The organism is Acetobacterium wieringae, assembly GCF_026646375.1.
Classification (GTDB): Bacteria; Bacillota; Clostridia; order Eubacteriales; family Eubacteriaceae; genus Acetobacterium; species Acetobacterium wieringae_A.
Genome location: NZ_JAIPPU010000006.1, coordinates 109,319 through 127,586 on the forward strand (window position 1 = coordinate 109,319; position 18,268 = coordinate 127,586).

The window sequence follows — 18,268 nt, forward strand, 5'->3', positions numbered from 1 at the left end:
TTTTTAAATTCTTAAACGATTTCGCATTTTCTTAGGCTAAATCAAAACTCTTTTTCGCTATAAATTTTAACTGAGATCAGATACGAAAGAACCACCCCAACGACAGAAAACCCGATTAATGCGATCAAATAGATCCAGGGATTTCCAATGGTTGGCAGGGACACACCCAACTGTTCCACCAGCAGAATCAGGGCGGTCGGAATCAACGCACAAAGAACCAACAACAGCCGGGCTTTTTCAGTACCGAACTTATAAATCAAGGGAATAATCACTGAACCAAAGATTAAAGCCACCAGATAGATTACCCCGACAATGGCGAGAATTTCCAAATCAAAGCTTTTGCCCATAATGATGCTACCAACAATTCCAACCGCCAGTGATAAGACTGCCCCCAAGGTATTTAAGATAACCATCACCAGATACTTACTGAGTACCATTTCTTTTCGGGTCACCGGCATGGTCAAGGCATAAGCGTCCCACTTGGCCAGATCGTCATAGCTGATCGTGGTCACCACCATCATTGCAAACATCAAGATAATCATTCCAAAGATAAAACCATTGCCTTGAGGCAAGAAAACAACGGCGAAAAATACCATCATCACGCCCAGCATTTTAAATGTGCTTTTTAAATTAAGCAGATCTTTTAAGATCAGTCCCTTCATTATTTTTGCCCCCTTACATAAAATAACATGATTTCTTCAATGGTTATCCCATCGATAACCGCCTCGGGATATTTTTTGCGGATGGCTGCCTTTTCTTTCACCAGCACCTCAAAACTGAATTGATTCTTGCGATAGCGGATATATTCATTGCTCTCGAGTTTGCGGAAGTCTTCTTCACTGCACTTCAAAACCCCCATTTGTGAAAGTAGGGTCTCTTTTTCTTCGTCAAGCAAAATTTCACCCTGGTGAATAAAGACAATATAATCAGCAATCTTATCGAGATCGCTGGTAATATGTGACGATATTAAAATGGAATGTTCTTCATCCTGGATAAACTCCATAAAAACATCAAGAATTTCCTCCCGGACAATCGGATCCAATCCGCTGGTGGCTTCGTCTAAGATCAATAACTTCGGTTCATGGGACAGCGCCACCGCAATCTGCAGCTTCATTTTCATCCCCCGGGAAAATTCTTTGATGATTTTATTTTCGGGTAGCTTGAATTCTTTCAGATAGTGTTGAAATAATTGTGCATTCCAATTTTTATAAATACTGGCCAGCATTTTTGATATATCACCGGTTTTTAAATTGTCGTGAAAATTGCAGCCGTCCATCACAACGCCGACTGATTCTTTTATTTTTTTCTCATCTGTTAAAGTATCCATACCCAGTAGCTCAATGGTACCTCCATCACGCTTGACCAAATTTAGCATCGCTTTAATGGTAGTCGTTTTACCGGCCCCATTCTCACCGATAAAACCGACAATACTGCCTTTTGGCACTTTAAAACTAACATCTTTCAGTTGAAAATCCTGATAATTTTTGTTTAAATTTTTAATTTCAATGGCATTAATCATGTTATTCTCCCTTATACAATAGTTCCAACAACTCACTGAGTTCCTCCCAGGAAATATCACTGCTTCTGGCAATATCCACTGCTTTCTGTAAAAACTCCTCAGCCAGCCGTAGTTGCTCTTCCCGGATAAATGATAAATTCTGGTTGGCCACAAAACTGCCTTTACCAGTGACGGTTTCAATAAAACCATCCCGTTCCAGATCCGAATAGGCCCGCTTGGTGGTAATCACACTGATTCGTAGCTCCTTGGCCAGAAAGCGCATACTTGGCAAGGTGTCCCCGGGACTCAGTTCACCGCTGATAATCATCTTCTTGATCTGCTGGGCAATTTGCTCATAAATTGGTTTGTCACTGGAATTGCTGATGACGATATTCAACGTACCACCTCATTTCGTTCGCCTTAGTGTATATATACTTTATATACACTATAAACTCTTTTCTCCCAGTTGTCAAGGTTTTAAGCAAAAAAATAAGCGAGATGGTCTCGCTTATTCCCAGCACTGAACGCTTAATTTTTTCTGGAGTTGTTTCAGTTTTTCCCGCTCCGCTTTGTAATTGGGGAGTACCTGTTCCACAATTCGCCAGAAGTTGCGTGAGTGATTCATTTCAATCAGATGAGCTAACTCGTGAACGACCACATAGCGAATGGTGGCCTCTTCGGCCATTACCAGATACCAGGAAAAATTGAGATTACCGGCACAGGAGCAGGAACCCCATCGGGTTCGGGCACCGTTTACTTTGACGGCCTTGGGCTTTAGCCCCATATGTTTTGCCATTTCTTCCACTATATCACTGAGCACCTTTTTTGCCAGGGTTCGGTAGCAGCCCACCAGACTGGTTCTTAATGCCTCAGCGGACATCTGAGCATAGGCATAAAAACGCTGACCATCAAAGCCGAAAGCTGGTTTTTCTACCGGCTCCAGGGGATATTCATGGCCCAGAAAGAGCAGTTTGGTTCCAAACCGCAATTCGAAATTCTCCCGCTCCGCCACCTGTTGGGCCACCGCTCCGTGGTGGGTGTTAATCCACTGCTGGTGCTGGCTAACAAAATCCGCTACGACGTTTTTGGGGGTTCCATTGGGAACCCGCACCTCAATCTGCGCGTTTTTGGTAATGTAAAGTCCCATCGTTTTGCGCTTTGAAAACTTGATTGTATAATCTTTCGTCATCGTTATCCTTTTGCTATTTCAACATACTTTTTGTCCGTCTTATTTTTCAATTCGCACCTTGCTGCCGCCGACTCCGGCTTCGCCAGGCGTAATCAACAGTTTAACCGGCATCCGATTCTTGATCGATTCCACATGGCTGATGATTCCCACCTTCAGGCGATCATTATGGAGCATTTCAATGGAATTCATCACCACCTCCAGGGCATCTTCATGCAGCGAACCAAAGCCCTCATCGAGAAAGAAAAATTCCAGGGGTGCCCGTCCTTTTAACTGGATTTCAGCGGACAGAGCCAGCGCCAACGCTAATGAGGCCAGAAAGGTTTCTCCGCCGGACAGGGTTGAAGCATCCCGGGCCGCACCGCCATTTTTATAATCCCGGATAATGAATTTCCCCTCATCATCAGCTTCCAGTCCATAATTACCGTTGCTGATCTCGGTAAGTCGCTTGGATGCCGCAATGGAGATATACTTGAGCCGAGAAACGGCCACAAATTCGACAAAGCGCTTACCCGAAAACAGTTTTTCCAGATCATTAATCAGGGCCAGGCGATGATCCACCTGCTCCTTTTGCGCCAAATAGTCTGCCAACTCGGCCAGACGCTTTTCCAGCGCGTCGATACTGGTTTTTAAGCGGATCTCAAGGGCCTTTTGCTGCTCAAGGCTTTCTTCCAACAGCCGATGGGCGGTGCAAAGTTCATCATAGGCCACAGCGGTCATTTCCCGGTCATTAATTTTACGATTCAGGTCTTCCAGCTTACCGCTTAATTTCGTGCGGTTCTGGTAATAATCCTCAATCTCCATTTCCAGATCTTTGATGGTTTGATCGTCGATACAGGCGTTTATCGCAGTGATCGGATCTTTAAAGCCCAGAGTACTCAGCTGTTTTTTCAACGCTGTCTCAGTGGTGTCAAACTGGCTTTGCAGGGTGTGCAGATTGGCTTTCATGATGGTCACTGCTTCCTGAGTTTTGTCATAATCTTCCTGGGCAGCAGCCAGCTTTTTCTTGGCCGTATTCCAGGCATTTTCGATCCATTTGATATTACCGATAAATTTATCTTTTAATTCCCCCAGCTCTTTTAGCTGGTAATCTTTTCCCAGTTTTTCCTCAATGGCAATTCTTTTTTCTTTATGCTGTCTGGCCTTTTCGCCAATCAGCAGTAAATGCTCCTGAACCTGCCGGTTAACACCGTGAATGGCATCATCCAGTTTTTTTAGCTGCTGTTGCTGGGTTGTCAATTTATTTTCGAGTTCTTCGAGACTGTCCATCAATTCGCCCCGACGCTGATCCATCTTTTTAATGGTTTCGTTGGCGGTATGAAAGTCAAAGGCTTTTGGGACTCTGAGCTTAGTCTTTAATTCAGCCCCTTCTGCCATCAACTCCCGGAATGCTGTTTCCTTTTTCTTTTTTAGTTCTTCCAGCTCCCGGGTCTGTAACACGAGCGCTTGCTTGCCAGCTGTTTTTTCTTTAAGATCGCCATCCAGCTTCAAGATCTGATTCCTGACTTCATGATTCTGATTTTCCAGTTTTTTTAGCTGTACTTCCCAAGCGTCCATCATCTGACTCAGCTTGGCATTGGCAGCCTCCAGCAGCTCCGGTTGTCCTGGAGGAATCGGGTCACCAAGACTGGCGATTTCACTTTTTAAGCTTTTCTGATTTTCGACCAGAATGGTAAAGCTGCCGGTTAATTGGGCAATTTCTTCTGCCAGTACGATTAATTCCTGCTCCTGTTGCTGGTGAGCTTTTTTAATGACTTCTGCCCGAATGGCATCATCCGATTCGTCCGAATAATCCGTCAACGGATGCTCAGTTGCCCCACAAACCGGGCAGGGTTCGCCGGATCGGAGCTGTTCTCTTAGTTTATGCCCAATGGTTTTATTTTCCAACTCAATCAGTTCGATTGCTACCGCTGCCATTTTTTCTTTTAGAAGCTTTTCAACAGCCTTTTTGGTATCAATCGTCTGAATCAGATTATCAAGCTGGCTTTCCAGCGCTTCAAGACGCGTTTTACTAGCCCTTTGCTTGAGAAAGACATTTTTAATCCCCGTGATTGTTTCTTTTTCCTTCCCGATGCTGTCCCAGGTCGCCGGCCGGGCCTTTTCATGCGTATTAAGCGCCTGCTCGACAATTGCCTGCTCGGTTTCTTTTATCTGCCGCTGCTCAGCCAGATTTTTCTCACTTTCTTGCAGCGTGTTTATTTCTGTCTGATTTTTCGCCAGCCGTGTCGTATCGCTTTCAATTTCATCATTGAGCCGGGTGAGTTCTTCGGTAATGGCCATCCCCCGACCGATTTTTTCCCGATAATCCGGTTCGATCCGGCACTGCTTTTCCTCCCGACGTGCTCCATCAAGCCGCTTTTTTTCTTTTTCCATCGCCTGGGTCAGCAGTGTTTTTTCATTTTCCAAACTGATCTTGTGATGGTTTTCTGTATCCATTTTTTTATTTAGCTCGCGGATTTCTGTTTCCAAATCCAATTGGGCTTCTTTCCAAAGAATGGCATCCGCCACCTTTTCCAACTTGCTTTGAAACTTAAAGAGGTTTTCATTTTTATAGTCATCGGTTTGCTTAAAGTTTTTCTCGCACGTTTCTTTTTCAACAAGCAGTTGTGTCAACTTTTCTTCACTGCCAATCAGACTACGCTGACTTGCTTCGACCTGATTTTTCAGGGTTTCAAATGCTTCCAGAAAGGGCCGCACTTCCAGCGCCTTTTTTCCCAGTACCACCTGCTGTTCTTTGGCGGTGATTTCGGGTTGTCTGGTTTCAAGGTTTTGAGCCGCTTCTTTGGCATTTTGCTGCTCCGTGAGCCAACTCATTAACACCGCAGCTTCTGATCGTTCGATGTTCAACTTTTTAAATCGTTCCTGGTTTTCGTTAAGTTGTTTATGGTTTTGTGTATAACTGAGCTGCTTTTCAGTCAATGCTTCCGGGCTGACTCCTTCATAGGTATTCATACTGCCGACAATTTGATTGAGTTTTTCAACCTCCCTGATCCGCTCCGATTTAAGCCGATTGGAGAGATCATCCCCATATTTAGACAAATTAAACAGCCGTTCCAGCATATCCCGACGGGGCTTTCCCTCCAGCTTCAGAAAATCACTGAATTTCCCCTGAGGCAACACCACCGTTCGGGTAAAGTCAGTGAGACCCAGGCCAATGATTTCCTCACAGGCATTGGTCACTTCGGTGGTTTTATCCGCCAACACCAGCGGCCCTTCGGGTCTTAATTCCAGTAGCTGACATTTTCCCTGATTGATGCCTTCATTTTTATTGCGTTTGAATTCACGGCTGACCTGATAGGTTTTTTGCTCCGAACCGGCGATGATAAACTCATACACGACACTGGCCTTGTCATTATTGACATTGATGTAATTGGTGCTGTTGCGGGACAGCTTGCCGTAGAGTGCCAGGGTAATGCCATCGAGAATGGTCGATTTACCGCTGCCAGTTGGCCCGAAAATACCAAAAATACCCGCCTCGGTCAGGGTTTCAAAATCAATCTGCTGTTCTTCCTGAAAGCTGTTAATCCCTTTAATTTTTAATCGAACCGGTCTCATTTTCTGTCCTCCTCAACAACCAGCGAGAGCAGCAGTTCCAGCACCTCATCATCGGCTTCGGTGCCCCGTTCCCGGCGGTAAAATTCTTTAAAGACATCGCCAAAGGATTTCTCTGTTAAGGCTTCCAGGCTGGCCTCCGTTTCCAGGGTGGTCAGCCGGGGGATCACCTCCAAAATATCAGCCTTGTGTGCCTTCATTTTTTTGATTTCGTCTTCCCGGATATAGTGATCGGTCTCAATTTCCAGATAAACCCAGCAGGATCGATCCGCATTGGCCGCACACCGGGCAATGGCAGCATCAACATTGTCACATTTCCAGACCTCAATGGGTTTATACACCTTTAAATCAATTTCCTTGATCTCATTTTTAACGGTCACGCCATCGGTAACAATAATATCTGCCACCAGGCATTTTTTGTTAAAGGCAATTTCCCGACGGTTAAAATGAATCGGCGACCCGGCATAGCGGCCTCGGCCATTGGTGCCGGGAATCACCTGGGGTTTATGAATATGTCCCAGTGCGATATAATGGGCTTTTTCGGGAAAGCACTGGCCATCGACAATATAGGTGCCACCCAGCTGAATCGTCCGCTCTGATCCGGCTTCCTCGCTGCCCATGGCAAAGATGTGGGTCGTGACCAGATTGATGGTATCATCTCTAAAATGACCCGCCAGTTGTGAAAAATAACTATGAATCCGATCACTGTACGACTTCTGATTTTCGTCTTCGGCGGTAGTCAGATCGTATAAAACCTCATTGAGCCGTTTCTCACTGGGATAGGGTAGTAGCAGAATGACGGCCCGCTCGCCGTTAATCTCCAGCTCGACATAGCCTTCCCCCGATGCCACCACCTGATGCTTGCCATAGGCCCCGGTTGGAATAATCGTTTTAGGCACCCCGGCCATCAGAATGCCATGATCCCGGGCCAGCGGTCCCGGCGCTTCAAGGCGCTGGGGATTATCGTGATTGCCGGCGATTACCAGAATCAGGCGTTTCCCACCGTCGGACAATTGCTTTAAGGTCTCATAAAACAATTCTTCAGCTCGGGCCGGCGGATTATAGCTGTCATAAACATCCCCGGCAATGATCAGAAGATCTATTTTTTCGTCCTTGACGATCTCAACAAAGTCCGCCAGAAAGCTGGCCTGCTCGTCCATCCGGCTGTGACCTTCGATATTTTTGCCTAAATGCCAATCGGCGGTATGTAGTATTCTCATTTGGGTGTCCTCACTCGTATCCGTTTTGTTTATTATCCCACAGCCGCTTTTTTTTGTATAGACTAAAAAAAGCTCCGGCAAATGCCAGAGCGGAGGGTGTTGTGTGCCTGTATCACCCTCATTCCCCTAATGTGTATGATTGTTAATCAAATTCAGTTGTTTTCACTTTCTTTTGCGGCAAGCAAGCCTTTTATCAAATAAAATCCAGCAAGGGTCGGAATGAGATAGAAAGCTGGCGCATTTGTAATCAAAGCCGAGTTAAAATTTATATACAAAAAAAGAATAGCTACCGGTGTGTAAGGCATATAATATAAAAAGCCAACAATAAATGCTATAATCAAAAACGGTCCGTTTATCTTAATTTTAAGTGCTGCTGGTTTTCTGGTCAATAATTCTAACACCATTCCAAACATCATGCTAATCAGAGGTAGCGTAATAGCCATAAAGAAAAAACCATCACTGATAAAAAATGGCAAGGTTGAATTAAAGTTTGAATCGATCGGACTATTCTTTGCTATAAATTTAACCTTTTCGATAACAACTATATAGATCATCACTGATGGTACCACCAGATACGGATAAATCTTTTCTAAAATTCTCAAAACAACCGCTTCCTTTCTATGAAAACTACTCACTATTTTTCAGCTATCCCTAATTATAATTTATTGGTCGGTGCTTGCAGACGACCTACTAATAAACAAACTCTCAAACATAAAGAATCCAGATAAAATCGGAATCAGGCATATTAATTGAGTCATAAATTTTTCGCTATAAATAATCGCTGGCATTGGCATAAGAATACCTAGATGCATCATAAAATATATCGCTGCACCTATAAGTGCAATCGAAAGATAAATGAGGTCAACTTTTAATTGCAGCTTTCCGTTCTTACTCATAAAATCCAGCAGAAAGCCAAGAACAAACCATTTTAAAAAACCAATCAGTATCATCCCCCAAAAGCGACTCAAATATAAGCCATAGTTCAGCGGTTCCATCGTATTAAAGCTGTTTTGAATGGCTATGACCCAAAAATCCATCAGCATAAAAAATAGCAGATATCCAATCATTAAACCAATGTTTATCATTTTTTCCTTCATATCTTCATTCTCCTTGTCTAAACAACATCACCGGGTGTCGATGCAACTGGGACGGTACAGACTTATCTTGCATATTATAAGCTCATCATGTAAAGTTTTTATCATTCTGTTAGCAATTGCAGTTTATGATAATTAGAATCATTGAGACTCAGCTTAAGCACTTCTTTGTTTTTCATATGGATAACTAGAGAATACATATCCAAGGTTTTTTTCTTCATCTCGTACCGATCAATGTCTTTGGTATCAATAACCCTTGAAAAATTGTAGATTAAATAATTGTTACAGATATAAGCTGTATTGTGGAAGATCGATAGATACCAGATAACCGGAATAAAACCGTAGATAATTAAATGATGCGGTTTATCCGAATCCGCATTTGTAAGACTTAATAGGCCAATAATGTACAACAACTTTCCCAACAGAATTTGAAAATAGCCGGAATAATTACCAATACTTAGCTTTCCTTCATACGGGTATTTAAAGATAATTCTAAATCTCAAATTGATATAGAGAATATGATGGAAAAGCCAATCAAAATTATGGTATCAATTGGATTGTCAATTTGAAACAATAAGTACACCGATAATCCCAGGATTATGATTAGTAGTCCTAAATCAAGATAATATTGTTTTCATTTTCAAGCACCCCCATTACAATTTCCAGTATGACCGGGAGTTTTTATTCCGAATTTTTGCGTTCGCCGGAATTTTGGTCAAAATCCCATAAAATGACAGGACATCCAGACTCGATAAAACCATATTTATAATAGCAATTTTTGACAAAAGTGAATAATTTATAGTTGATATCATTAAAAAAAGAACGGGTATTACCGTTAAAACAATAAATGGCAATATTAATACCAACAAAAATCTTTCTTTTTTTATATCCCGTAAATAGGTTGCGTAAATAGCGCCTCTATACGTACCAATAAAAATATCTCCTGATGAAATTTTATCCAGAAAAACGATCACATGCAGCATTTCATGAATGAGTATAATGGCTAAAAAGATCACAAGATCTTGAAAACTATCAATCATACGCATATGATAATGTGTTCCCAACCGGATCTTTAGCATCAGTCCAATGATAAACATGGAAATGAGAATAACAGGAATTGCCATCAAGCAAAGTTTTAAAAAGCTCGGCTCATTAATGGCATAATAACCCTCATTTTCAGGATCAAAATCAATATTTTCGGGAAGTTTTTCAAATAGGAATCTCATGATACCTGCCTTCTTTTCTTTTTTTACTAACTTTAATCTACCATATTTTTTTATAAATGCGAGATTGTGTTGAAATTAGTATACTTTTTTGTAGTATTCTAAGATATTTATTCTAATTAAATCAACATCTTTACCCCAACCGTTCAATCTCATAACGCAGCTGCAAAGCTCTGATTTCTTTTCGCTTTAATTGACTAATTGGCAGACAGTCCGAATTGGACATCCTGACCTCATTATATTTAAAGGTGACGACATGCTCATAATTAACAAGATAGGATTTGTGAATCTTGATAAATCGATCGCCTTCGAGCTGCGGGTAAATATCCCGTAGCTTACCATAAAACAAATCGTCCCCCGTTATCGTGGTGATCTTAATCTCCCGATTCATACTCTAAAAATAGAGGATGTCTTTGATAGGGATTTTATATGTCACAGCTGCCTTCCGATAACAGAATATGCCTCCCAGGCAGCCATTTAATTTCATTGCCAGGTTTACATCTTTTATCAGCATTGCTGCTTCAATGGGTTTTGAAAGAAAATGCATCGGTCTCACTTCAAAAAGATCCTTATAATAGTTTTCTTTCCCAGACACATAGACAATCTGCATCGTTTGATTATCCATCTCCTCACGAATTTTTTGTCCCAACTCAAGCCCATTTAGTCCTGCCATTTCAATGTCCAAAAAGACCAGATCAAAATCATGCTCATGTTTTATAAACTCCGCCAATCTTTCACCAGAATAAAACACCTCAATTTCGACTTGCTCGACAAAAGCATTTTGATTTTTCAGAATAATCCTTTCTATTTGAGAACAGATGGCTCTCTGATCATCACATATCCCGATTCTAAACATTTTTGCACCTCTTTTCTAGACAACAAACTCATTTTACCGGAAAATAAAACAACTGTCCAGCTATGCAACTAAAATGAACGCACTTTATAAACGACTGGCAATAAAAAAACAGTATCAACGAATAACTTATTATTCGTCGATACTGCCAAAGTTTTTGATTTTTATTTTATCGCATCCACAGCAGTCATCAACTCCGAAATCGAGCTGTACCAGTTTTTAATCATATGACGCATCAGCCCGACCTGCTCGGCCTTCGCCAGTAGTCCAAAGATTGGAATCTTGGAGCCGTAAGCCGCACCGATTTCGGCCCAGGCATCACAGCCAGATGGACCAACGTAGATAATCAGATCGGCGCTGGTAACCGATGCGATACAAAAGTCAAAAACCCGTTTTCCTTCAGGTGATTCAATAAAATGGGTCAGCTCCTTTTGCGAAAGAAACGCTTCTTCCGGCCGTCCTTCCCGAATCCAGGACAGGATCGTATGGCCCCGGGTTTCCAATAAATCAGTTAGCATCTCAACCGCATGCTGATGCTTCCATGAAGCAGCAATGTATATTCTCATGATTCCTCCACTTTGCGAATAGGATAGGCTCTATGTTTATTATAACCGGCTCTGGGTTTATTCACAAGTGGTGGTTGTTTTTCCGATCAAGAATACCCCACTGCTCTCAGTCAAGTTATCATTGGATAATTTATTTTACTGTGCTGCCTGCAACCTTGACTTTTTTCTTCCGCGGTTGAGCTTTAACGCCATTGCCACTGAGCATAATATACCCCTTACCCACGGATAACCCTTGAACCACAGTGGTAAACAGCACAATGGCATAGGTTGCGACTAAAAATACGTTATAGGTTGGGGTCGCCAGCGAAATACTAGTACCCATAATCAAGGCTAGACACAAGCCGCCTTTTAATCCGGCCCAGGTCATAAAGACAATAAACTTTGAGTTTCGCATCCCCTTACTTTTCGGTGGGTTTTTATTAAAGATCATCGATGCATAGACCCCCGTTAGTCTGGCAACGGTATTGAAGACAATCGATCCAATCGCGATGGTTAAAATCATCCCTATCGACAGGGTGTTGATATTTTTGATATTTAATAATAATACCCCCACTAACAGGAATAAAATACCATTAAGCAGATTATCCACCACCGACCAGAAGGAATAGAATAAATCGCGTAATTCCTCAGTCATGCAGATATGATTGTTTCGCTGCAGTCCAGCAATCGCCGTCGCGTAATAGAGACCACAGATCACGGCTGCAATCGGACCTGAGAATGAAAAGTATTCACAGATCAGGTAAGACAACATCACCGTTAAAATACTGGTAAATATCTTGATAAAGTTATCATTCGACCGCTTAAATACTTCAAACAACAGAAAAGAGATGATAAATCCGACTGCTACTGCCCCCAAAACTTCAGTGGCCAAACCCCAGGTGAAACTCATCACTGAGACACTATTGGCTGAAAGTTTTAAAGCAGTGATCAGGGTTGCAAAAATCGCTACGGCTACCCCGTCATTAAACAACGCTTCCCCTTCGATAATCAGACCAATTCGTTTGGGCAAACCAGCCTTGGCCAGTATACTCATTGCTGAAATTGGATCAGTTGGAGCCACAATCGCTCCCAAAATACAGGCTTCCAGAAAGGTAATGTTAACATGAATCAGATAGCCCAAACCAAAGAACAGAAGTCCATACACTACGGTTGATACTAGGGTTCCAATTACCGCCATACTGCCAATTAAAAATTTGTCTGCCTTGAAATCACCAAATTCGATTCGTGAAGCCCCACTAAAGAGCATAAAGCAGAGAACGCCTTTAAATAAGAAATCCGTAAAGTCAAACTCTCGGTAGAGATTTAAAAACTCAATCGGGATATGAACCAGATTCAGGTTTCGGCCAATAATATAAAGCACAACAAAGATAAATCCAAAAACAACCAGTCCGATTTCATAAGGTAGTTTTATTGTTTTTTCATTAATAAAACTAAACACAACCACTAATAAAAGCAGGGCGCTGAACAGGATGAGCAACTGATCAAAGTTATACATTTCTTTCTCCTTTTGATTCATCAAAAAAATTTGCGCAAAAAAAAGGCGACAACAAAATAGGCTCACCTTGTTATCACCTTTGATACGTCCGAGTCTAAACAACAGCATACAAACAGGTTATTGATGTTAACCTAGTATACTTATGAAACTTCCTGAAGTATAGCACTTTGAAATTGATGTGTCAATGGCTTTTTATAATAATTTTACGTGATTTTTTATGTAAACGTGAAGCTGTTTTTTCGTTATTTTTGTGTCAAACATTGTCCTGTTTTCGTAGTATATCCATTGGTTTAACTGGTGCGCACATCTGTAGATAATAACGCATTTTCGGGTGGGGCGTCGACTCAATGTCGGTTCCATCCGTATCCGTCATCGTCATAATTTTTTGCTTAAAAAATCCTTTACCGGGAATCATAATCTCAATCGTATCTCCAATTGATACCTTATTGCGCTGTTCAATCAGCGCCATTTCGGTGCGTTCATTGTATTCCAATACCAGACCGACAAAATCATAAGCCCGGGTATAACTGCCGGTTCCATAATTCTGGTCAGCTGCTGTCGTTTTTCCACTATAAAACCCTTTGGTGTAATTTCGGTGACTGACCTTGGTAAGCTCCTCATAATAGCTCGCATCAAGTTCGGTTACGTCGGGGTGATCTAGACAATAATCGATCGCCTTACGATAGGCTGATACCACCGTGGCCACATAATAAAGACTTTTCATCCGTCCTTCGATTTTAAAGCTATCGACACCGGCTTTCATCAGTGAGGGAATTTCATCGATCAGACATAAATCCTTGGAATTGAAAATAAATGAACCGCTGGCATCCTCTTCAATCGAAAAAGCTTCATCGGGCCGGGTTTCTTCAATCAGGTGATACTTCCACCGACAGGGGTGGGCACAGTCGCCCTGATTGGAGTTTCGCCCCGTCATGTAATGACTGAGTAGACAACGTCCCGAATAGGAGATGCACATGGCACCGTGAACAAAAATTTCAATTTCCATTTCCGGAGCCACCTTTTCCCGGATTTCCCGAATTTCACTAAGCCCCAGTTCCCGAGCCAGAACGATTCGTTTGGCGCCCTGGGCATGCCAGAATGCCACACTCCGCCAATTGGTATTATTGGCTTGTGTGCTCACCGATATTTTTAAGTCCGGCGCCACTTCCCGAACCACTGAAAAAACTCCGGGATCAGCCACAATCACGCCGTCAATTCCGAGACTCTGCAATTCACTGACATATTCGGGCAGACCTGCCAGGTCGTCATTGTGAGGAATCATGTTCAAGGTGACATAAATTTTTTTATTGCGTTCATGAACATACGCAACAGCCTCAGCCAGCTCCTCATTATCAAAATTGTCCGCCTTGGCGCGAAGCCCAAATTTTTTACCGGCACAATAGACTGCATCGGCGCCATAATGGAGGGCATACTGCAACTTTTCAAAATTTCCTGCCGGTGCTAATAGTTCCGGTTTTTTCATAGATTTCTCCGTTCTTTAACTCTCGTTTAAATTCTCTTCCTATTAATAATAGCTAATTCGTTTCTATGTCCTTTTTCCAGCTGATTGCCAGCCCGTCACCGAGTGGCAGAATACTGGTCATTAATTGGGGGTGATTCGAGATGGTTTCCAGATACACCCGCATCCGTTTGACAATGGTAATTTTCCGGCGTATAACCAGCTCATTGGTTGCAATCATGCCTTTAAACAACACATTATCAGAGATGAGTAACCCACCCGGTTTTAGGCACCGCAAACAATCATCCAGCAAGTGGATGTAGTGACCTTTAGCACCATCTAAAAAAATCATATCATATTTTTTATCCAATTCAGCCAGTTTTTCCTGAGCATCGCCAACCATCAGATTAATCTGATTTTTCAACCCCAGACCGGTAATATTTTCGTCGGCTTGAACCACCATACTTAAATTTCGTTCAATGGTGTCCACCTGTCCCAACGAACCCATGGCTTGCGCAAAAATTGATGCCGAAAATCCGACAGCTGTGCCAACTTCCAAAATGGTTTGAATTTTATGCGCAGCGATTAATAGCTCAATGTGTTTTTGAACTTCTTTATGGATGATCGGGATCGCATCATCCATGGCTCTTTTGCGGAATTCTTCAATTTGGGGATGATCCGCTGGAATTAATCCTCTAAGATAGTCTTCAATATAATCCTGTACAATTTCACTCACTTTTTTTCCTTCAATCTTCTAAAATAATGGCCCCTTTTGGGGGCCATCTGGCTGTTCATTATTAAACTAATTCCCCATGTATTTTTCCACATCCTGGAGATGTTCTTCATAGGTTTCATTGAAATAAATTTTTCCCGAGTTCATATCGGCCACAAAATACAAATATTTGGTATCGGCTGGATACAAAGCAGCTTCTAACGATGTTTCACCAAAAGAGCAAATCGGTCCATAGGGTAATCCGGTATTGATATAGGTATTATAGGGCGACGGAAATTGGGTTTGTTCGGTGGTTAAAACTGCCGTTTTTTCACCCCGGGCATAATCCACAGTGATATCCGACTGCAGCGGCATATTAGCAGCAATCCGATTGTAAAAGACACTGGCGGCGTTGGCTTTATCTTCAACCAATTTGGTTTCCAATTCCACAATTGACGCCATAATGACAATCTCATCCACGGTTTTACCCATTTCTTTGGTTCGTTTTATGTAGTCCTGATTGTAAACCTCCACAAAACGATCCAGCATGGCGGTTACAACTTCTGATGGCTCAGTATTCGGTGAAAAGCTATAAGTATCGGGAAAAAGGTACCCTTCCAGAGTACGGCTCACCCCATCTTTTTCTGTTAAGGGAATGCTACTGAGAATCGGATAATTTTTTTGATATTCAGCTACTTTTTTTGTTTCCTCAATAAAGGCATCGGCATCACAAACGTTTTTTTCTTCTAAAATTTCAGCAAATTCAGAAATATTGCGACCTTCCGGAATGGTCACCGTTGCATCGGCCACATCGCCAGCAACCAGTCGATTAAGAATCTGTTGTGCTGATTCGGTAGGGCTGAAGGCATAATAGCCCGATTGGATCTGGTTTGCGGTATTTTCTTTCTTGGCCAGCATTTCAAACGCAAAAACATCCCGGATCAGGTTGTTTTCTGCCAATATCTCGGCTACCTCACTGATCACGGCTCCATCTTCAATTTGAACATAGACAAGATCTCCATCGCCTACTGGTTCTAACATTTGACCAATAAAATAATTAAAACTAAATATTCCAGTTGCTCCAAAAACGACTAATAATAAAAGTATAATGGCAATAAGTTTTCCCGTTTTTCGGGATGACGATCTGGTTTGATTGGTTCGATTACCCATCGTTCACCTGCTTTCATTTCTAAAACCATAAAAAGAATATAGGACCGCGATAGAGGTGGGCACCTATATTCTTTTCAAAAAAATTTCTATTTGAATGGTTGTTTAAGCGCCACAGCCTTCTTCTTCGGAATCAAACAGATGCATCCCCAAATCCACGGCTTTTGCCATAATATCGGTGATGTCCTGAAAAATTACTGAAAAATACATTTGTGCCTGAAAAAACTCGGCAATTTCTGGAATACCCATAATGGTATTAGCTAAGGTGTTGTATGCTGTTACTTGTTCTTCAGATAATTCATTCCCCAGCATTTGAAAGGATTGAATTTCCATTTGTCTGCGCATATAATCCTTGGCCATTTCAAATTTTTCTGGATCCTGTTCCAATTTTTCCTTTGCCGCTACAAAATTCTTGTATTCGGTGCATTCCTTCAGGGCTCGTGCCAAATTGTTGGCTTCATCATATACATTCATACCTTACTCCTCATTTAAAATTATAGTGGTAATTGTTATCATTTTTTGTAACAATCACCCAATTCAATTTATACTTCCATTAAGATGGGCAGTATCATCGGTTTTCTTTGGGTTTTTTCGTAGAGATATTTAAACAAGCTTTCCCGAATCACATTTTTGATGGAATTCCAGTCAATAATACTCTTTTCTTCACAAGATATCAAGGCTTTCTTAACCTCTTCCCGGGCATTATTGATCAGTTCTTCTGATTCTCTTACATAAACAAAGCCCCGGGAGATAATATCCGGTCCTGAAACCGCTTTGCCTTTGTGCATCGTGCACACAACAATGAAAAGACCATCTTCTGACAATCGCTTTCGGTCATTGAGAACAATATTACCAATATCGCCAACACCCAGTCCATCAACCAGAATCGGCTCCGCCTGAGTTTTTCCGACAACCTGAACACTGCGTTTATCAATTTCCAAAATATTGCCATTTTCAGCAATAAAGGTTCTATCTTTATTCATTCCCACATTTTGGGCCAGCTCAGCATGTTGCATCAACATCCGACTTTCACCATGGACAGGAAGAAAGTGCTTGGGCTTAACCAGCGTGATCATCAGTTTTAGTTCTTCCTGACGGGCATGACCAGAAACGTGGATTTCAGCAAACCGTCCGTAAACTACATCCGATCCCAGTTCCACCAGTTTATTAATAACTTCAGAAACCATTTTCTCATTTCCTGGTACTGGTGATGCCGAAATAATAACCATATCTTCTTTTTTTATGGTCAGGTGACGGTGCTCACCCAACGCCATTCTTCCCAGCGCTGCCATCGGTTCGCCCTGGCTACCGGTAGTAATAATAACCAGTTCTTTGTCTTTATAGTTTTTTATGTCCTTTAGTTGAACCAAAACGTTGGGTGGTATTTTCATGTATCCCAAATCCATGGCCACTTCAGTGACATTTTCCATACTTCGGCCACAAATAATGACTTTTCGATTATATTCAACTGCAGCGTCAATTACCTGTTGCAATCGATGCACATTGGAGGCAAAGGTAGTTACGATAATTCTCCCCTTAGCCCCTCGAAACAAGTTATACAAGGTTGGTCCCACAGTACTTTCTGAGGGTGTAAACCCAGCCCCTTCAACATTGGTACTGTCTGACATCAACAGATCCACACCCTGGGAGCCAATTTTGGCAAATCGTTGCAAGTCGATTATTTCGCCACCAATGGGATGATAGTCAATTTTAAAATCGCCAGTATGGACAACGGTTGCTGCTGCACATTTAATACAGAGCCCCACGGCATCAGCAATACTGTGGTTGACCCGGATAAATTCAACATTAAATTCGCCAATATCAATCCGATCTTTAGGTTTAACAATAATTCGGGTGGTTTTGGTTAATAAGCCGTGTTCTTTTAGCTTTTTATCGATCAGGCCCACGGTGAATTTAGTCGCATAAATGGGGATATTGATCTTTTTTAACAAATAAACCAGACCGCCAATATGATCCTCATGACCATGGGTGATTACGACCCCTTTAATCTTTTCCTGGTTTTCGATCAGGTAATTAAAATCCGGTAGGACGATATCAATTCCGAACATATCATCATCAGGAAACTTGAGACCGCAATCGACAAGAATGATATCATCCTTGTACTCAAATACGTTCAGGTTCTTCCCGATTTCACCTAAGCCTCCCAATGGTATCAATCTCAGCTTATCTTTGTTTTTCTGAGCCTGAGGCTTTCGTCTGGATCGTGAACGACCTTCCAGCCG

General features: G+C 42.0%; 19 protein-coding genes. All 19 read right to left on the reverse strand.

Translation table 11 applies throughout. The features are described 5' to 3' along the window. Window positions 1-41 precede the first annotated feature (41 nt). Window positions 42-662: an ABC-2 transporter permease gene (locus tag Q7P33_RS07460; protein ID WP_303868901.1), complete on the reverse strand. Its 621-nt coding sequence runs from the start codon at window positions 660-662 to the stop codon at window positions 42-44. Continuing rightward, window positions 662-1,519, reverse strand: coding sequence for an ABC transporter ATP-binding protein (locus Q7P33_RS07465; protein WP_303868903.1), 858 nt, complete (start codon window positions 1,517-1,519; stop codon window positions 662-664). The genes Q7P33_RS07460 and Q7P33_RS07465 overlap by 1 nt, the downstream gene beginning before the upstream one ends. Before the next feature lies 1 nt (window position 1,520). Beyond that, window positions 1,521-1,895, reverse strand: coding sequence for a GntR family transcriptional regulator (locus tag Q7P33_RS07470; protein WP_303868905.1), 375 nt, complete (start codon window positions 1,893-1,895; stop codon window positions 1,521-1,523). A 111-nt stretch (window positions 1,896-2,006) separates the two neighbouring features. Next, window positions 2,007-2,687, reverse strand: a complete 681-nt coding sequence (locus Q7P33_RS07475; protein ID WP_303868906.1) for a M48 family metallopeptidase — start codon at window positions 2,685-2,687, stop codon at window positions 2,007-2,009. Window positions 2,688-2,726: 39 nt separating this feature from the next. Next, a complete protein-coding gene (locus tag Q7P33_RS07480; protein WP_303868908.1) occupies window positions 2,727-6,239 on the reverse strand; it encodes an SMC family ATPase in 3,513 nt (1,170 codons plus the stop codon). After that, window positions 6,236-7,456, reverse strand: coding sequence for an exonuclease SbcCD subunit D (locus tag Q7P33_RS07485; RefSeq protein WP_303868910.1), 1,221 nt, complete (start codon window positions 7,454-7,456; stop codon window positions 6,236-6,238). The genes Q7P33_RS07480 and Q7P33_RS07485 overlap by 4 nt, the downstream gene beginning before the upstream one ends. 152 nt (window positions 7,457-7,608) lie before the next feature. Next, window positions 7,609-8,058, reverse strand: a complete 450-nt coding sequence (locus Q7P33_RS07490; RefSeq protein ID WP_303868912.1) for a hypothetical protein — start codon at window positions 8,056-8,058, stop codon at window positions 7,609-7,611. A gap of 60 nt (window positions 8,059-8,118) precedes the next feature. Then, window positions 8,119-8,553 (reverse strand): hypothetical protein, encoded by a 435-nt coding sequence (locus Q7P33_RS07495; protein ID WP_303868914.1) that lies wholly within the window; start codon window positions 8,551-8,553, stop codon window positions 8,119-8,121. A 101-nt stretch (window positions 8,554-8,654) separates the two neighbouring features. Continuing rightward, window positions 8,655-9,053, reverse strand: coding sequence for a hypothetical protein (locus Q7P33_RS07500; protein WP_303868915.1), 399 nt, complete (start codon window positions 9,051-9,053; stop codon window positions 8,655-8,657). 150 nt (window positions 9,054-9,203) lie between these two features. After that, window positions 9,204-9,776: a DUF3267 domain-containing protein gene (locus tag Q7P33_RS07505; protein ID WP_303868920.1), complete on the reverse strand. Its 573-nt coding sequence runs from the start codon at window positions 9,774-9,776 to the stop codon at window positions 9,204-9,206. Window positions 9,777-9,906: 130 nt separating this feature from the next. Further along, entirely contained in the window at window positions 9,907-10,164 is a 258-nt protein-coding gene (locus Q7P33_RS07510) for a LytTR family DNA-binding domain-containing protein (RefSeq protein ID WP_303868921.1), read from the reverse strand. Between the two features lie 3 nt (window positions 10,165-10,167). Then, window positions 10,168-10,629 carry a LytTR family DNA-binding domain-containing protein gene (locus Q7P33_RS07515; protein ID WP_303868923.1) on the reverse strand — a complete coding sequence of 154 codons (462 nt, stop codon included), beginning with the start codon at window positions 10,627-10,629 and terminating at the stop codon, window positions 10,168-10,170. A gap of 161 nt (window positions 10,630-10,790) precedes the next feature. Next, window positions 10,791-11,192 (reverse strand): hypothetical protein, encoded by a 402-nt coding sequence (locus Q7P33_RS07520; protein WP_303868925.1) that lies wholly within the window; start codon window positions 11,190-11,192, stop codon window positions 10,791-10,793. 130 nt (window positions 11,193-11,322) lie between these two features. Beyond that, window positions 11,323-12,687, reverse strand: a complete 1,365-nt coding sequence (locus tag Q7P33_RS07525; RefSeq protein WP_303868927.1) for a sodium:proton antiporter — start codon at window positions 12,685-12,687, stop codon at window positions 11,323-11,325. Window positions 12,688-12,940: 253 nt separating this feature from the next. Further along, window positions 12,941-14,170, reverse strand: coding sequence for a U32 family peptidase (locus Q7P33_RS07530; RefSeq protein ID WP_303868928.1), 1,230 nt, complete (start codon window positions 14,168-14,170; stop codon window positions 12,941-12,943). A 52-nt stretch (window positions 14,171-14,222) separates the two neighbouring features. Continuing rightward, window positions 14,223-14,882 carry an O-methyltransferase gene (locus tag Q7P33_RS07535; RefSeq protein ID WP_303868930.1) on the reverse strand — a complete coding sequence of 220 codons (660 nt, stop codon included), beginning with the start codon at window positions 14,880-14,882 and terminating at the stop codon, window positions 14,223-14,225. 66 nt (window positions 14,883-14,948) lie between these two features. Continuing rightward, window positions 14,949-16,028, reverse strand: coding sequence for an endolytic transglycosylase MltG (gene mltG / locus Q7P33_RS07540; protein ID WP_303868932.1), 1,080 nt, complete (start codon window positions 16,026-16,028; stop codon window positions 14,949-14,951). Between the two features lie 102 nt (window positions 16,029-16,130). After that, window positions 16,131-16,499: a YlbF family regulator gene (locus Q7P33_RS07545; RefSeq protein WP_303868934.1), complete on the reverse strand. Its 369-nt coding sequence runs from the start codon at window positions 16,497-16,499 to the stop codon at window positions 16,131-16,133. Window positions 16,500-16,567: 68 nt separating this feature from the next. Continuing rightward, entirely contained in the window at window positions 16,568-18,265 is a 1,698-nt protein-coding gene (locus tag Q7P33_RS07550) for a ribonuclease J (protein WP_303869026.1), read from the reverse strand. Between the last annotated feature and the right edge of the window lie 3 nt (window positions 18,266-18,268).

Excerpts from the sequence above, each read along its gene's own strand:
- Q7P33_RS07460 (WP_303868901.1), bottom strand. The coding sequence starts at position 662 with ATGAAGGGACTGATCTTAAAAGATCTGCTTAATTTAAAAAGCACATTT.
- Q7P33_RS07465 (WP_303868903.1), bottom strand. The coding sequence starts at position 1,519 with ATGATTAATGCCATTGAAATTAAAAATTTAAACAAAAATTATCAGGAT.
- Q7P33_RS07475 (WP_303868906.1), bottom strand. The coding sequence starts at position 2,687 with ATGACGAAAGATTATACAATCAAGTTTTCAAAGCGCAAAACGATGGGA.
- Q7P33_RS07480 (WP_303868908.1), bottom strand. The coding sequence starts at position 6,239 with ATGAGACCGGTTCGATTAAAAATTAAAGGGATTAACAGCTTTCAGGAA.
- Q7P33_RS07485 (WP_303868910.1), bottom strand. The coding sequence starts at position 7,456 with ATGAGAATACTACATACCGCCGATTGGCATTTAGGCAAAAATATCGAA.
- Q7P33_RS07495 (WP_303868914.1), bottom strand. The coding sequence starts at position 8,553 with ATGAAGGAAAAAATGATAAACATTGGTTTAATGATTGGATATCTGCTA.
- Q7P33_RS07505 (WP_303868920.1), bottom strand. The coding sequence starts at position 9,776 with ATGAGATTCCTATTTGAAAAACTTCCCGAAAATATTGATTTTGATCCT.
- Q7P33_RS07510 (WP_303868921.1), bottom strand. The coding sequence starts at position 10,164 with ATGAATCGGGAGATTAAGATCACCACGATAACGGGGGACGATTTGTTT.
- Q7P33_RS07515 (WP_303868923.1), bottom strand. The coding sequence starts at position 10,629 with ATGTTTAGAATCGGGATATGTGATGATCAGAGAGCCATCTGTTCTCAA.
- Q7P33_RS07520 (WP_303868925.1), bottom strand. The coding sequence starts at position 11,192 with ATGAGAATATACATTGCTGCTTCATGGAAGCATCAGCATGCGGTTGAG.
- Q7P33_RS07525 (WP_303868927.1), bottom strand. The coding sequence starts at position 12,687 with ATGTATAACTTTGATCAGTTGCTCATCCTGTTCAGCGCCCTGCTTTTA.
- Q7P33_RS07530 (WP_303868928.1), bottom strand. The coding sequence starts at position 14,170 with ATGAAAAAACCGGAACTATTAGCACCGGCAGGAAATTTTGAAAAGTTG.
- mltG (WP_303868932.1), bottom strand. The coding sequence starts at position 16,028 with ATGGGTAATCGAACCAATCAAACCAGATCGTCATCCCGAAAAACGGGA.
- Q7P33_RS07545 (WP_303868934.1), bottom strand. The coding sequence starts at position 16,499 with ATGAATGTATATGATGAAGCCAACAATTTGGCACGAGCCCTGAAGGAA.